Annotated in this window: 7 protein-coding genes; 5 read left to right on the forward strand and 2 right to left on the reverse strand. The window is 73.2% G+C overall.

The annotated features are described in order from the left end of the window. The first annotated feature begins 11 nt into the window (after positions 1 to 11). From HGK34_RS10240 to HGK34_RS23525, 4 genes are all read left to right on the forward strand, one after another. Positions 12 to 2255 (forward strand): VanW family protein, encoded by a 2244-nt coding sequence (locus HGK34_RS10240; protein WP_307815890.1) that lies wholly within the window; start codon positions 12 to 14, stop codon positions 2253 to 2255. A 75-nt stretch (positions 2256 to 2330) separates the two neighbouring features. Beyond that, positions 2331 to 3185: a hypothetical protein gene (locus HGK34_RS10245; protein WP_201846826.1), complete on the forward strand. Its 855-nt coding sequence runs from the start codon at positions 2331 to 2333 to the stop codon at positions 3183 to 3185. Next, complete coding sequence (locus HGK34_RS10250; protein ID WP_201846827.1) at positions 3182 to 4192, forward strand: prephenate dehydratase; 1011 nt, start codon at positions 3182 to 3184, stop codon at positions 4190 to 4192. The genes HGK34_RS10245 and HGK34_RS10250 overlap by 4 nt, the downstream gene beginning before the upstream one ends. A gap of 5 nt (positions 4193 to 4197) precedes the next feature. Beyond that, positions 4198 to 5373, forward strand: coding sequence for a prephenate dehydrogenase (locus tag HGK34_RS23525; protein ID WP_307815891.1), 1176 nt, complete (start codon positions 4198 to 4200; stop codon positions 5371 to 5373). A gap of 34 nt (positions 5374 to 5407) precedes the next feature. On the opposite strand, the gene HGK34_RS10260 is transcribed toward HGK34_RS23525, so the two are convergent. Then, the gene (locus tag HGK34_RS10260) at positions 5408 to 7183 is read right to left on the reverse strand and encodes an FAD-binding dehydrogenase (protein ID WP_201846831.1); all 1776 of its coding nucleotides are present in this window, start codon (positions 7181 to 7183) and stop codon (positions 5408 to 5410) included. A gap of 132 nt (positions 7184 to 7315) precedes the next feature. Here HGK34_RS10260 and glgX point away from each other — a divergent pair, with 132 nt between their 5' ends. After that, positions 7316 to 9724, forward strand: coding sequence for a glycogen debranching protein GlgX (glgX, locus tag HGK34_RS10265; RefSeq protein ID WP_201846833.1), 2409 nt, complete (start codon positions 7316 to 7318; stop codon positions 9722 to 9724). Between the two features lie 79 nt (positions 9725 to 9803). Here the strand turns inward: glgX and HGK34_RS23530 are convergent, their stop codons facing one another. Further along, positions 9804 to 14462: a rhamnogalacturonan lyase family protein gene (locus tag HGK34_RS23530; RefSeq protein ID WP_201846835.1), complete on the reverse strand. Its 4659-nt coding sequence runs from the start codon at positions 14460 to 14462 to the stop codon at positions 9804 to 9806. Positions 14463 to 14659: the final 197 nt, after the last annotated feature.

Consider the following 14659-nt stretch of genomic DNA (forward strand, 5'->3'; position numbering starts at 1 on the left):
ACACCCCGCGCGTGTTCGCGTTCGAACGACCGGCCAAGAAGGGGCGGGGTTCCGCGGCAACGTCGGATGCCCCCGGGGGGACGCCGTCGGACGCACCCGCCGGACGCAGCGAGAACCCGTTCGTGCGGCCGATCACCGGCATGATCCCCAAGCTCAAGCCTCTGACGGGGGCGATCGCGCGCGTGGTGAACCCGCACGCCGCGCGCAACCCGCAGGGACCCGCGACTCCGCCGCCCACCGCGGTTCCGCCCGCGGCAGCGGGGTCCCCCACGGGACCGGTGCCTCCCGGTGGAGCGGTCCCGCCCGGGGGCAGGGTTCCTCCTGCGGGACCGGTCCCGCCCGGGGGCGGTGTCCCCCTCGCCGGGGCGACCCCGGCCGGCGGAGCGGGCGACGCCCCGCAGGTTTCCCCGGACCGGCCCGGAGGCGGCACCCCACCGCCTTCCGTGCCGGTCGGCAACGTCGGGATGCCTGTCGGACCCGCTCCCGCGGGCGGTCCCGCCGCGCCCGACTGGTCCGCCCAGTTCCCGCCCTCGCCGCCCGGAGGCTCACAGGCCTCCGGCAGCCAGGGCGGCGGCGCACCGAACCGCGCGCCCAGGATCGTGCTCGGGGTCGGCCTGGGCCTGGTGGCGCTGTTCGGGCTGTTCGCGATCATCGCGGGGGTGCAGGCGGGCTCCGTGCCCAACGGTGTGCGGGTCGCCGGTGTGGACATCGGCGGCCAGTCGCGCCAGGAGGCGGTGGACACTCTCGATGCGGCGCTCGCGCCCCGCGCCGAGGAGCCGATCGCGCTCGTCGCCGGCGAGGCGCAGTCCACGCTGAAGCCGGACAAGGCCGGGCTGGCCTACGACAGCGAGGCGACGGTCGACCGCCTCACCGGCTTCTCCCTCAACCCGGCGCGGATGTGGGAGAACCTCTTCGGCGCCGGTGACGCGGAGTTGGTACTCGCCGTCGACGAGGCGAAGCTCGGCAGCGCCGTCGACAGCCTCCAGGAGTCGATGACGGTCCAGCCGTCCGACGGGGCGGTGGTGTTCAAGGACGGCGTCCCGCAGGCCACGGATGCCGAGAAGGGCTCCCGGGTCGACACCGCGGGGGCGCAGGCGGTGATCACGTCGAGCTGGCTGCGGTCGGAGCCGCCGTTCACGCTGCCGACCCAGGAGGTGGCGCCCGACATCACCCAGAGCGAGGTCGAGACCGCGATGGGCCTGGCGCGCAAGGTCGTCTCGGCTCCCGTGACGGTCGAGGTCGGCGGCCAGGAGATGGAACTCACGCCGACCGACCTGGCGAACCTTGCGAGCTTCACGCCCGACGACGGCAGTCTCCCGCTCAGCTTCGACCGCGCCGGGCTCGTGGACACCATCGTCGAGCGCACCGCGGACCTCCTGACCATCCCCGAGGATGCGCACTTCGTGTTCCAGAACGGCACGCCGACGGTGGTCGGCGGGGGCCCGGGCACCACGCTCGACCCGAAGGAGGTCGGCACGGCGGTCGACGAGGCCGCGCGCGGTGACGACCGGGTGGCCTCGGTGGGACTGCACGAGCAGGATCCGGAGGACACCAAGGAGGCGCTCCAGCAGCTGGGCGTGAAGGAGATCGTCTCGGAGTTCTCGACGCCTCTGACCGCAGACACCGTGCGCACGCAGAACCTCGTCCGCGGCGCGGAGATGGTCACCGGTGACCTGGTCAAGCCCGGCGAGACGTTCTCGCTGATCGACGCGCTCTCACCGATCACGCTGGCCAACGGGTACGTGGCCTCCGGCATCGTCAGCAACGGGCGGCACGTCGAGGGCGTGGGCGGTGGTCTCTCCCAGATGGCTACGACCAGCTACAACGCGGGCTACTTCGCTGGGTTCGACGATGTCGAGCACCGTCAGCACAGCTACTGGTTCCCGCGCTACCCGGCCGGGCGCGAGGCGACGATCTACGTCGGCGCGCTCGACATGAAGTTCAAGAACGACACCCCGTACGGGGCGGTGCTGCAGTCGTTCGTGAGCAACGGCCGACTCACCGTGAGGATCTGGAGCACCAAGTACTACGACGTTCAGACCAGCGACAGCGGTCACCAGAACGTCGTGGAGAAGTCCACCGTGAAGAGCACCGATTCCGCGTGCGAGCCGTATCCCGGGGGCGAGAACGGGTTCACCATCTCCAACTTCCGCAAGGTTCTGCGCAACGGCGAGGTGGTGAAGGACGAGACCTATACCTGGACATACAAGCCCGACAACCCGGTCGAGTGCGGAAAAGGGGGAAAAGGGGACTGAGCGCCCCGGAGGCTCCCGCCGCCGACGGGCGGACAGATGACGCGCGACCCCGCCGGGGGCAGTAGGTTCGGATCCATGCTGGGACGCGACGAACGAGAGTCATCTGCGCACGCGCTGCTCGCGGCGCGGGCGCAGGGCTGGTCCACCGAGCCGGTCGAGCTGCTGGACCTGGGCACCACGGCCGACACGCTGGCCACCGTCGCGAGCATCGACGATCTTTCGGCCGTCGTACACCTCGGGCATCCGGAGCAGCCGTCGCCCGGCCTGGAGCGCGCCCTGCTGGAGGGCGCGGCGTCGCTCATCGTGACCGAGGCCGTACCCGTGGAACCGCAGTGGGTCTGGGTGGCCACGGGCGCCGGCTCCGGAGGCCAGGTGGTGGTCGACGAGGCGGGGCTGCGTGACTGCGCGACGGTACTGCGTGGCCTCGGTGTGCACCCGCGCCTGGTCCCGACCCGCACGCCGGTCGCGGAACGGGTGGCGCTGGCCGGGCCGGACGGGTCGCTCGTCGTGGAACGGTCCCGCGTGCCCGCCGGGTTCGCCGAGCTCCCGGACAGTGACGCTCTCGCCGAGCGGGGACCGGTCTGGTACGGCCTGCTGCAGTCGCGGACCCGGGCGCCGGAGTTCGACCGGCCCGCGCAGGTGTGGCTGGCGTTCGGTCCGTACGACGACCACCGGGGTTCGCTCCAGCCCACGCTCGCAGTGATCGCGGACGCCGGGATCGACCTGCAGCATCTGCGCAGTCAGGCGTCCGTCACCGGGCCGCACGTGTTCTTCACGTCGTTCTCCTGCCCGTCGTCGGCGGTGCTTTCCGTCCTCGTCGACGAGCTCGACACCCGCGGGATCGCGCACCGCACGCTTGCCGTGCTGCCGGGCGCGTCCTTCGAGCCGGGCCCGGACCAGGCGCGGCCGAGGTGGGCGGGCGAGCTGTGAGCGGGGTCCTGCGAGCCGCGTATCTCGGGCCCGAGGGCACGTTCACCCATCAGGCGGTCCGCGAGTGGCTGGCTCTGCGCGCCAAGGGGGAGTCCGGCGTCCCGGGTGCCGTCACGACGGGCGTGACGCCCGTCTCGGAACCGTTCGGGGACGACGCCGCGGAACCGTTCGGAACGGTCGCCGCGGTGCACGACGCGGTGGCGGCCCGCACCGCCGATGTCGGCGTGGTCGCGATCGAGAGCTCCGTCGAGGGCTACGTGGTGCCGTCCCTGGACGCGCTCGTCGGCAGCCCCGACGTGGTGGCCGTGGACGAGGTGGTGCTGGACGTGTCGTTCGACGCGTTCGTCCGCCCGGATCACGGCGAGCTGCGTGAGGTGAGCGCGCACCCGCACGGTCTGGCGCAGTGCACCGGGTTCGTCGCCCGGAGCGGCCTGCACCCGGTGCCGTCGTCGTCCAACGCGGCCGCCTGCCGCGATGCCGGGCCCCACACCGTCGCGCTCGGGCCCTCCCTCTGCGGCGAGCTGTACGGGCTGGAGACCCATGCCCGGGCCGTGGAGGACTTCCACGGCGGACGCACGCGCTTCCTCGTGCTGGCGCCGCGTGACACCGCGCCCGAGCACCTGGCCGCCGCGCGTGCCCGGGGGGTCCGGGCCTGGCGCACGATGCTGGCTGTCACGCCCCTTCGCGTGGGCCCGGGTGTCCTGGCGCGGATCACGGACACCTTCGCCCGCGCGGGAGTGAACATGTCCAGCCTCATCACGCGACCGCTGAAGGCGCGGCAGGGCCAGTACGTCTTCGTCATCACGCTCGACGAGGCGGCCTGGGAACCCGGCGCGCGCGCCGTCCTGGCGGAGCTGCTGACGGCGGGTGACTCGCTCAAGACCCTCGGCGTGTTCCCGGCGCCCGACCTGGACGTCGACGGCACGCTCGATCCCGACCACGTCCCCGTCGGCTCGGTGACCACGGACTCCGCCGCGGAGGACGTCACGCGGGGGCTGCTGTGGTGACCTCGGTGGGTGTCATCGGCCTCGGGCTGATCGGCGGATCGCTCGCCCGGGCGCTCGTCGGTGCCGGCGTCCCCGTCGTCGCGACCGACCCGTGGGAGGAGGCCCGCACCGCGGCGCGGTCGGCGGGCATGCAGATCGTCGAGGACGTCGCGGGGCTGTGTGCCAACCGTCCGGAGCTGGTGGTGCTGGCGGTGCCCCTGCGAGCCATGGGCGCGGTGGCCGGCGAGCTGTCGGCCGGCCTCGACGCCGAACCGGGCTGGGACCCGACCGTGACCGACGTCGGTTCGGTGAAGGGCCCGGTGCGGGACGCGATCCGCGACGCCGGCCTGGCCGGGCGCTACGTCGGGGCCCATCCCATGGCGGGGACCGAGAACAGCGGGTTCGACGCCTCGTTCCCGGACCTGCTGCGCGGGATCCGGTGGGCGGTGACCGTCGAGACGTCCCCCGGCCGGCGCGGTGACCCGTCTGCCCGGCCGCGCGGTGATCTGTCTGCCCGGCCGGGCGGTGACCCGTCTGCCCGGCCGGGCGGTGACGGTTCCGCCGGACCGCGTGGTGCACGGGGCACGGACGGCGGGCCGGCGTCGGGCACGGGCACCGACCCGGAGCGCCTGGCGGCGGTGCTGCGCCTGATCACCGCGCGGCTCGGCGGCACGGCCGCCGTTCTGACCGACGACGCCCACGACGAGGCGGTGGCGCTGGTCTCGCACGTTCCGCACGTGCTGGCGGGCGAGCTGCTCGGCCTGGTCGCGGGCGCCCCGGTGCGCGAGGTGGCGGTCGGCCTGGCGGCGGGGTCGTTCCGCGACGGGACGCGCGTGGCCCACGGCGATCCGCGCCGCACGGAGGCGATGGTCACGCAGAACGCGAACTGGGTCGCCCCCGCCCTGCGCCTCGCGGCACGGGACCTGGAGATGCTGGCCGACTCGCTCGACTCGAACGCGCCCACCGGCTGGTTCTTCGACCGGCCGGAACCGCTGCGCGGCCGGCGCCCAGGACACGCGAACGGCACCGGTGTGAACGGCACCGGTGTGAACGGGGTGCGGGAGATCCCGGTCCGCGAGACGAACCCGCCACCCGAACACCGCGTCCCGCTGGAGGGCGACTGGCCGGCGGCGCTGCTCGAACGGTGCTCGGCGGGCGCCGTCGTCGTCCTGATGGAGGAAGCCACGGCCGTCCTCGCCTGAGCCCAGGCGCCGGACTGAGCCCGCCGTCCCCCACTCACGTGAGCTGCCCCGCCACTGCCCGGCCCGTGGTCCTGCCGGTGAAGAGGCAGCCGCCCAGGAACGTGCCCTCCAGCGCGCGGTGGCCGTGCACCCCACCACCACCGAAGCCCGCTGCCTCACCGACCGCCCACAATCCCTCGATCACCTCGCCCGACGCGTCCAGCACCCGTCCGGACGCGTCGCACCACAGCCCGCCCAGCGTCTTGCGGGTCAGCACGCTCAGCCGCACGGCGAGCATCGGGCCGTCGGCCGGGTCGGTGAGCGCTCGCGGCGGCGCGACCCGGATGCGCCGGTCCACCCAGAAGGAGCGTGCGGCCCGGGTCGCCACGACCTGAGGGTCCTTGCCCAGCCCGGAGAGGACCTGCGCGTCGCGGGCGGCGACCATCGCCGCGAGCGCGTCGGCGTCGATGTGTCCCTTGGAGCCCGGCGTCCCGTCGACGAGGGCGTTCATGCCCGCGGCGAGCTCGGCGGGCGTCGTGCCCCAGACGAACTCGGGGGACCGGCGGGCGAAGGTCCGTACCGGGACCGACCTTCCGCGGACGCGCTCGATCAGCTGCGGCACGGACTTGCCGGTCAGGTCCGGGTTCTGCTCGGAGCCCGAGAGGGCGAACTCCTTCTCCATGATCGTCTTGTTCAGCACGAACCAGGAGTGGTCGTCGCCGCGGCTGGTGATGTGCCGTAGTGCGCCCAGCGCGTCGAACCCCGGGTACAGCGGGGCGGGGAGCCGGCCGCCGTCGGCGTCGAGCCACAGCGACGACGGTCCGGGCAGGATCCGGATGCCGTGGTCGGTCCACACGGGCGAGTGGTTCGCGATGCCCTCGGGGTAGTGCCACATGCGGTCCTCGTGGACCAGGGCGGCACCGGCCTCGCCGGCGACCCCGAGCATGAGCCCGTCGGTGGAGTCCGGCACGCCCGAGAGCATGCGGTCCGGGAGCCTGCCCGCCTCGCGGGGCCAGCGGGCGCGGGCGAGGTCGTGGTTCGCCCCGATGCCGCCCGAGGCGACGACGACCGCCTGCGCGCGCAGCTCGACCTCGCCCGTGACCTCGCGGGACGACGGCGTGCCGCGTCCGGAGAAGGGCGCCGCGGCGGGAGCGTCGTCGTCGGTCAGGATCTCGGCGCGCACACCCGTGACGGCGTCCCCGGACCGGAGCACCTCGACCACGCGGTGGCGGAACCGGAGGTGGAGCAGGCCGGCTCGCGCGGCCTCACGGGCCGCGCGGACGAACGGCTCCAGGAGGCCCGGGCCGGTGCCCCAGGTGACGTGGAAGCGGGGCACAGAGTTGCCGTGCTCCGTGTCCGGGCTGGCCGACGGGAGGCCCGTCACCGGGTAGCCGCCGCGTTCGGCCCACTGCACCAGCGGGAACCAGCGCACGCCCATGGCGTGCAGCCACGGGCGCAGCTCGCCCGCGGCGAAGTCGACGAAGCCCTCGGCCCACGCGTAGCCGTGCCTGTCGGGGCCCTCGCCACGGTCCGCGCCGGCGGCGAACCTCGCCGAGCCGAGCCAGTCCGAGAGGGCGAGGTCGGCGTCGTCGTGCACGCCGACGCGGCGCTGCTCCGGAGACCCGACGAGGAACAGCCCGCCGAACGACCACCACGCCTGCCCGCCCAGCGAGCGGGCCGGCTCCTGGTCGACGACGATCACCCGCTTGCCCGCCGCGGTCAGCTGGGTGGCTGTGACCAGGCCGGACAGGCCGGCCCCCACGACGATGACGTCGGCGGTGACGGCATCCTCGCCGACCGCGGGACCGTTGTTGGAGTCAGCGTCAGGCATGACCGCAGCGTAGCGGGAAGGGCGGCACGGCGGGAGGGCCGGCACGGCGGGAGGGGCGGCACGGCCGGAGGATCCGCACAACAGGAGGACCGGCACGACGCGCCGCGGGCCGCGCATGCCACGATGGGTGGCATGTCAGCGTCGTCGGAACGGCAGGACACACCGCAGAGCACCACGGACACGTCGCGGAGCGACAACGAGACATCGTGGAGCGCCACGGACACCGCGCCGAGCGAGACCAGGCGCGGCGTCAGGGCGACCCCGCAGCGCGCGCCCGGAGCCCCCGCACCGCGGCCCGTCGTGCGGCCCCTGAAGCGACCCGCCCGGCACCGCAGCCACGTACCGGCGCTCGGCGTCCACCCGTCCTCGGACGGCGGCATCGACGTCGCCGTCCTCGCCTCCCATGCCACGGCCATGGACCTGTGCCTCATCGACGTCGACGAGTCCGGGGGCTTCCAGGAGCGCCGCATCGCGCTCGAGGGCCCGGTCTACGGCGTCTGGCACATCTACGTGCCCGACATCGCACCCGGCCAGCGCTACGGGTTCCGCGCCTACGGCCCGTGGGACCCGAAGGCCGGACTCCGCCACAACCCCGCCAAGCTGCTGGTAGACCCCTACGCCCGCGGACTGGTCGGTGAACTGCGGTACGGACCCGAGGTGCTCGGCTCACCACCCGTCGACGACGACGGAACCCTGTTGGCCGACCCCTACGGCCCCCGCGACAACCGCGACTCGATCGCGCACGTGCCCCACGGGGTCGTCGTCGGCCTGCCGCCCCTGCCGCGGGTGAACCGGCCGCGCGTGCCCTGGGCGGACACCGTCATCTACGAGGCGCACGTGCGCGGACTGACCCTCCTGAACGAGAACATCCCCGAGGAGCTGCGCGGCACCTACGCCGGCGTCGCCCACCCCGCCACGATCGAGCACCTCACCTCGCTCGGGGTCACCACCCTCGAACTCCTCCCGATCCACGCCTCCGCCACCGAGACGCGGCTCGCCACCCAGGGGCTGACGAACTACTGGGGCTACAACACCCTCGGCTTCTTCGCCCCCAACAGCGCCTACGCCACCCGGGCCGCCCGGGAGAAAGGCGCCGGGGCGGTCCTCGACGAGGTCCGTGGCATGGTCCACCTCCTGCACGAGGCGGGCATCGAGGTCCTGCTCGACGTCGTGCACAACCACACCTGCGAAGGCGGCCAGGACGGCCTCCACATCTCCTGGCGCGGCCTCGACAACCCCGTCTACTACCTGCACGACGGCGCCTCACCCGCCGCGCTCGCGGACGTCACCGGCACCGGGAACTCGCTGGACCACCGCCGCCCGCGCGTCATCCAGATGGCGCTGGACTCGCTGCGCTACTGGGCGCAGAACGTCGGCGTCGACGGCTTCCGGTTCGACCTCGCCGTCACCCTCGCCCGCGGATCCTTCGGGTTCGACCCGGACCACGCCTTCCTCGTCGCGCTGCAGACCGACCCCGTCCTGTCCGGACTGAAACTCGTGGCCGAACCGTGGGACGTCGGACCCGGCGGCTGGCAGACCGGCAGGTTCCCACCCCCGCTGGCCGAGTGGAACGACAGGTTCCGCGACGCCATGCGCGGGTTCTGGCTGGAATCGCCCCGACGAGGCTCCCACGGCGAACCGATGCGCGGACTGCCCGAGCTCGCGACCCGGCTGGCCGGCTCGGCCGACCTGTTCGGACCCGGCGACCCGCCGCTCGTGCGCGGGCCGGTCGCCTCCGTCAACTACGTGACCGCCCACGACGGATTCACCCTCGCCGACCTCGTCGCCTACGAGCACAAGCGCAACCACGCCAACGGCGAGGGCAACCACGACGGCACCGACAACAACCTGTCCTGGAACCACGGGCTGGAGGGACACACCCCGGGAGGCGACGACGCCACCACGGAACCCTGGGAGGCCATCGTGCCCCTGCGGCGGCGCTCGCAGCGGAACCTGCTCGCGATGCTCCTGCTCTCGGCGGGCACCCCGATGATCACGGCCGGGGACGAGTCAGGGCGTTCGCAGGGCGGCAACAACAACGCGTACGTGCAGGACAACGAGGTGTCCTGGATGCCGTGGAAGCTCGACACGGCGGGGGAGGACCTGCTGGCCACCACCCGGTTCCTGGCGAAGCTGCGGCACGACCACCCGGCGCTGCGGGCCGACTCGTTCTTCCTCGGCACACCCCGGCCGTACGAGCCGCACCCCGACCTGCTGTGGTTCTCCGAGACGGGTGAGCCGATGAGCGTCGCGGGGTGGGACGCACCCGGCCGTCACGTCCTGCAGATGCTGCGCACGGGACCGGGCGACGACGACGCGGACGTCCTGCTCGTGATCAACGGCGGCCTGTCCGACGTCGTCGTCACCCTCCCTGCCCCGCCGGGCTCCGCGGAGCGCGGGGCCCCGGCGAAGCGCTGGGACCGCGTCTGGGACTCGGCCTGGGACCGTCCGGAGCCGCCGGACGAGGAAGAGCGACGGTGCGAGGCCACGACGACGCTCGATGCCCTGAGCGTTCAGGTCTACCTGACCACGTCGCCGTGACGTCACCCGCACCGGGGCGGCCGCCGCGTCTCCTGCCCGGCGGCCGGCCCGGCGCGGTCCCTGCCGGGGCCCCGCCCGGTCAGGACACCCGGTCGCCCCGGGTGGCCCGCCTCGTGTAGTCGAGCCGTGGGGCGGGCGGTTCCTCCATCCCCTCGCCCAGGTAGTACGACACGTGCGGCGGCTGGTTGTACGCCGTGTTCTGCCAGGCCACCGCCGTGCGGTACATCGGGTCCGACATCAGGGTGCGCAGCCGGTATCCCGTCGGGTCCACCGTGGTGGCGATCCGCAGCGCCGTGGAGTCCTCGGTGCGGGTGAGGATCTCCTCGCGCCAGTCGCCGAACAGGTCCGCCTGGAGCGACACGTTGCCCTTCGTGTAGTTGTCCGAGAGCGTCCCGGTCGCGCGGTAGAGCTCCACCTCCTGGTCGTTCTCCCAGTCCCACTTGGCGATGGTGGGGACCCCGGCCCCGGCGTCGAGGGAGAAGTCGTGGTCGCCGATCTCCCGCAGGAGGTCACCATCCCACCAGGTGAGGAAGTTGGCCGCCGGGATGGTGGTGGACAGCAGCTCGCCCGACGCCGCGCGCAGCTCACCGACCCGCGAGTTCCAGGCGTAGTCGCCGCCCACGGCCCACGCCTCGGCGCCGTCGTGCCGCGGGTCGATGTCGCCCGCCGCGGCGCGTCCGGTGTCCTGGTCGGCCGGGATCGACCACAGCACCTCGCCCGTGGCCGCGTCACGGAACGTGGCGCCCACGTCGCCCGAGGCGCCCATGTCCTCGTGCGCGGCGAACACCTCCAGGCCGTCGCGCGACGGGTCCAGGTCGCTCACGTGCATGGCGTCGCCGTGGCCCAGCCGGGTGCTGTACAGCCCCGTGCCGTCGTCGTCCACGGTCATCGAGCCGAAGACGAGCTCGTCGACCTGGTCGCCGTCGACGTCGGCCACGTGCAGGGAGTGGTTGCCCTGGCCCGCCCACTCGGCACCGGCCTCGTCGGAGTCGAAGACCCAGCGCTCGCGCAGGTGTTCACCGTCCCAGTCGAAGGCGGCGATGACCGTCCGCGTGTAGTAGCCGCGGGAGAAGACCGCGGACGGGTGCTCGCCGTCGAGGTAGGCCGTCGCCGCGAGGAAACGGTCCACGCGGTTGCCGTACCCGTCGCCCCAGTCGGCGACCCTGCCCCGCGGCGGGACGTAGTCGACCGTGTCGAGGGCGACGCCCGTGGCGCCGTCGAACACCGTCAGGTACTCCGGGCCCGCGAGGACGCGCCCGGAGGTGTTGCGGTGGTCGGCGTGCGGGTTGCCGATGACGGTTCCGGCCGCGTCGGTGGTGCCGTCAGCCGTCTTGGTCAGCATCTCGGCCCGGCCGTCGCCGTCGTAGTCGAACACCTGGAACTGCGTGTAGTGCGCTCCGGCCCGGATGTTCACGCCCAGGTCGATCCGCCACAGCCGCGTCCCGTCGAACTCGTACGCGTCGAGGTAGACGTTGCCGGTGTAGCCGGACTGGGAGTTGTCGTGGGCGTTGGACGGGTACCACTTGACGACGATCTCGTACTGCCCGTCGCCGTCGACGTCGCCCACCGAGGCGTCGTTCGCGCCGTAGGTGTAGGCCTCACCGTCGGGCGTCACGCCGCCGGACGGCTTCTCCAGCGGGATGTCCCGGGTCTGGCCGTCCCACGGCGTGAACTCGCCGGTGGCCCAGCGTTCGGGCCCGTGGCCCCTGCCCCGCACCTCGCTGACGCGGTACACCGAGTCCGCCGTACCGTGCGGGTCGGTCAGGTTCGTCGAGCCGGTGACCGGCGCGTCCGTGATCCGCTCGCCGTCGCGGTAGACGTGGAACCCGATCGCCTCGGGGTCGCTGCCGAGCATGCGCCAGCCCAGGTAGACGCCTCCGTCCGGGAGCGTGGCGGCGACGGGCGACCGGTCGATCCGCTCGGCCTGGCGAGCCAGCAGGGTGTCGTCCGGTGACGTCACACCGTCCGACGGTGCCGACCCGCCGCCCGCGTTCATCGCGACCACTGTGTAGTGGTACGGCACCGTGGTCAGCACGTCCGTGTCCGCGAAGGTGGTCCCGCCGGACGTGCCGACGGCCACCGGTTCCTCGCCGTCGGACCCGGCACGGAACACCCGGTAGTAGAGCGCCCCGTCCGTCGCGGTCCAGCTCAGCGACACCAGGTGCTTGCCCACCTCGCCGACGGCGAGGCCGGCCGGCGTGGCCGGAACCTCCACGTCCGGGTCGATCGTGGAGACCTCCAGGGGTGCGCCGGCGAGGCGCTCCGTCCCGGACTCGTCCAGGGTCACCACCGTGTAGGTGTAGCGGAGCCCGGGCAGTGCGGTCGTGTCGGTGTACGCGCCCGCGGTGACGTCGGCAACGGCCTCACGCCCCGGCGAGCCCTCGGCCGTCCGGTACACGCGGTAGCCCGCGGCGTCGTCGGTCTCGTCCCAGGTGAGGGGGACGGTGCTGGTCACGCCGTCGAACGTCACCTCGCCGGCGGCGAGGTTCGACACGGCCGTCTCGAGCGGCGTGACCGTCAGGCCGTTCAGCCAGCCGCGGGCGACGATGTCGAGGGTCCCGTCCGTGACCTCGACCGGCTGGATCACCCGGCTCGACACGGACCCGCGGCCCGCGTTCGACGAGCCGACGTCCCGCCCCTCGACGGTGAGGCCGAGCCGCGCGGTGCCGAGCATGTCACCCCAGTAGGCGGTGACGGCGTAGCTTCCGGGCACCAGGTCGACGGCGAACGGGGTGTCGGCGGACGGCAGGAGGAAGTCGCGTTCCATGGCGTCGGGGGCGTAGTCCCAGTCGGTGCCGCGGTCGCGGCCGGCGGGTCCGGTGCCGCCGGTGAAGCCGTACCCCAGGCCCTCGTCGTAGAGGGTGGTCGGGTCGACGGCCGTCCAGCCGTCGAGCGTCTCGTTCCCGGCGAGCTGGAGGTCGAACTTGTACAGCGCTGCCTTCGTGGTGACCGTGACGGCGTCGGAGGCCGCCGAGTCGCCCCGGCCGTTGGTCGCCACCACGCGCAGGTCGTAGCTGGTGCCCTCGGTCAGCCCCGTGAGGTCGGCGAGCGGGATGGTGGACGTCGTGGCGAGCGTCCACGCGCCGCCGGCCTCGCGCCGGAACACCCGGTAGATGTCGGTGTTCTCCGTCTCGTCCCAGGTCAGGCGGACGCTGGAGTTCGACACCGATTCCGTGGCCAGCCCCCTCGGGGTGGCCGGGACCTCGGCGGGCGGTTCGACGTCGACCACCTCGCCGGACAGCGGGATGCCGAGCCCGGCGGTGTCCCGCGCCACGAGGCGTGCCATCTGGATGGCGCCGTACTCCTGGAAGTGGGTGTCGTCGGTGGTGCCGTCGGGCCGGTTCGGGTAGACGCCGGCGGGCACGTGCAGGAACACCGAGGTGGCGGCCTCGGGCCCGATCTCGTTCAGGTAGGCCCGGCTGCCGGCCGACAGGTCGACCAGAGGGACGTCGAGCTCGGCGGCCAGTTCGCTCGCCTCGCGGACGTAGTCGGGGAAGGAGACGTTGAACTCGCCCGTGTCCGGGTCGAAGGAGCGCCGGGAGACCGGGGTGACGAGAATCGGCGTCGCGCCGCGCTGCCGTGCGCCGTCGACGTAGGTGCGCAGGTAGTTGCGGTAGTCGGCGGGAGCCGCATAGCGGTCGTCGACGCCGTAGCTGTTGTCGTTGTGCCCGAACTGGACGTAGAGCGTGTCGCCGGGACGGATCCGGGTCAGCACCTCGTCCAGGCGGCCCTGGCTGATGAAGTTCTTCGACGAGCGCCCGCCGATCGCCTTGTTCGTGACCACGACCTCGTCCGACAGGAACCGGTCGATCATCTGGCCCCAGCCGGCCTGCGGCACCCAGTACGGGTCGTAGGTCTGGACCGTGGAGTCGCCCGTGACCCACACGGTGGGCCGGGCGCCCGGGGCGCGTTCGGCGTTGCGGGTGATGGTCAGACCCGCCAGGTTCGCCGCGCTGCCCGCGAACTCGAGGTTGAGCTGACCGTCCACCAGGGCGATCTCGAACGACGTCGTGACGAACTCGCCGGCGTCCGCCTGCGTGGGTGCGACCTTCTCGATCTGTTCCGCGGTGATCGCGATGTCGGTGGCGCCGTCCGGGTCGCCGGCGACCACGTCGATCGTGTAGTCGCCGCCCGGCAGGTCGGCCACGAGTTCGGTGTCGCCGACGGTGACGAAGTCGGTGTGCAGTGCGTCCGGCGTGCCGCGGTCGGTCCCGCCCACCGCGGACGGGTCGACCCAGCCGAGGCGGTTCCCGGCGGTGTAGGCGGTGGCGGCGTCCAGGCCCCGAGCACCGTCGGCGACGGCGCCGGGCCCGAGGTCGAGGACGAGGCCGTCGCCCGGCAGCTCGACGTCGGGCACGCCGACCAGGGAGCCGACGGCGGGGGCGCTGGGGGCGCTCTCGCCGTCGGCGCCGAGTGCCGTGGCCCGGTAGTAGTGGACGGCGGTGGTGTCGATCCCGGGGTCGGTGGCGAACACGGTGCGCTCGTCGGTGCGCGCCACCTCGGTCCACGGCCCGTCGAGCTGCTCGGCGCGACTCAGTGCGTAGCCGGTCGCGCCCTCCACCTCGTTCCAGCGGAGGGTCAGGGAGTCCTGGTCCGCGTACGCCACACGGACCGAGTCGGGCGGGGCGGTCACGGCCGCGGCCGGGGCCGCCGTGACGGCGGAGGCGGGAAGCGCCAGAGCCGCGGCCAGTGCTGCGGCACGGAGTCCTGGCGATCTGCGGAGGGTCGGTCGGGTCATTCTCGGTTCACCTCGGGGTCTCGTCGTCGAGCTCTGGGGTGGTGCCTGGACCGGGCGGCGTGGCTTCCTGATTGAAAGGTTTCACCGCCGTCGCGAACATCATGCACGGGATCGCGAGGCGAAGTCCAGCATTTCCGGAAATCGCTTACCCGAGAACTGGAGGAACCGCCGGCGGCGGGCCGCGCGGCCGGTCGCAC

Origin of the sequence: Myceligenerans indicum, from assembly GCF_016742955.1 — a bacterium.
GTDB lineage: Bacteria > Actinomycetota > Actinomycetes > Actinomycetales > Cellulomonadaceae > Myceligenerans > Myceligenerans indicum.

Excerpts from the sequence above, each read along its gene's own strand:
- HGK34_RS10260 (WP_201846831.1), bottom strand. The coding sequence starts at position 7,183 with ATGCCTGACGCTGACTCCAACAACGGTCCCGCGGTCGGCGAGGATGCC.
- HGK34_RS10245 (WP_201846826.1), top strand. The coding sequence starts at position 2,331 with ATGCTGGGACGCGACGAACGAGAGTCATCTGCGCACGCGCTGCTCGCG.
- HGK34_RS23530 (WP_201846835.1), bottom strand. The coding sequence starts at position 14,462 with ATGACCCGACCGACCCTCCGCAGATCGCCAGGACTCCGTGCCGCAGCA.
- glgX (WP_201846833.1), top strand. The coding sequence starts at position 7,316 with ATGTCAGCGTCGTCGGAACGGCAGGACACACCGCAGAGCACCACGGAC.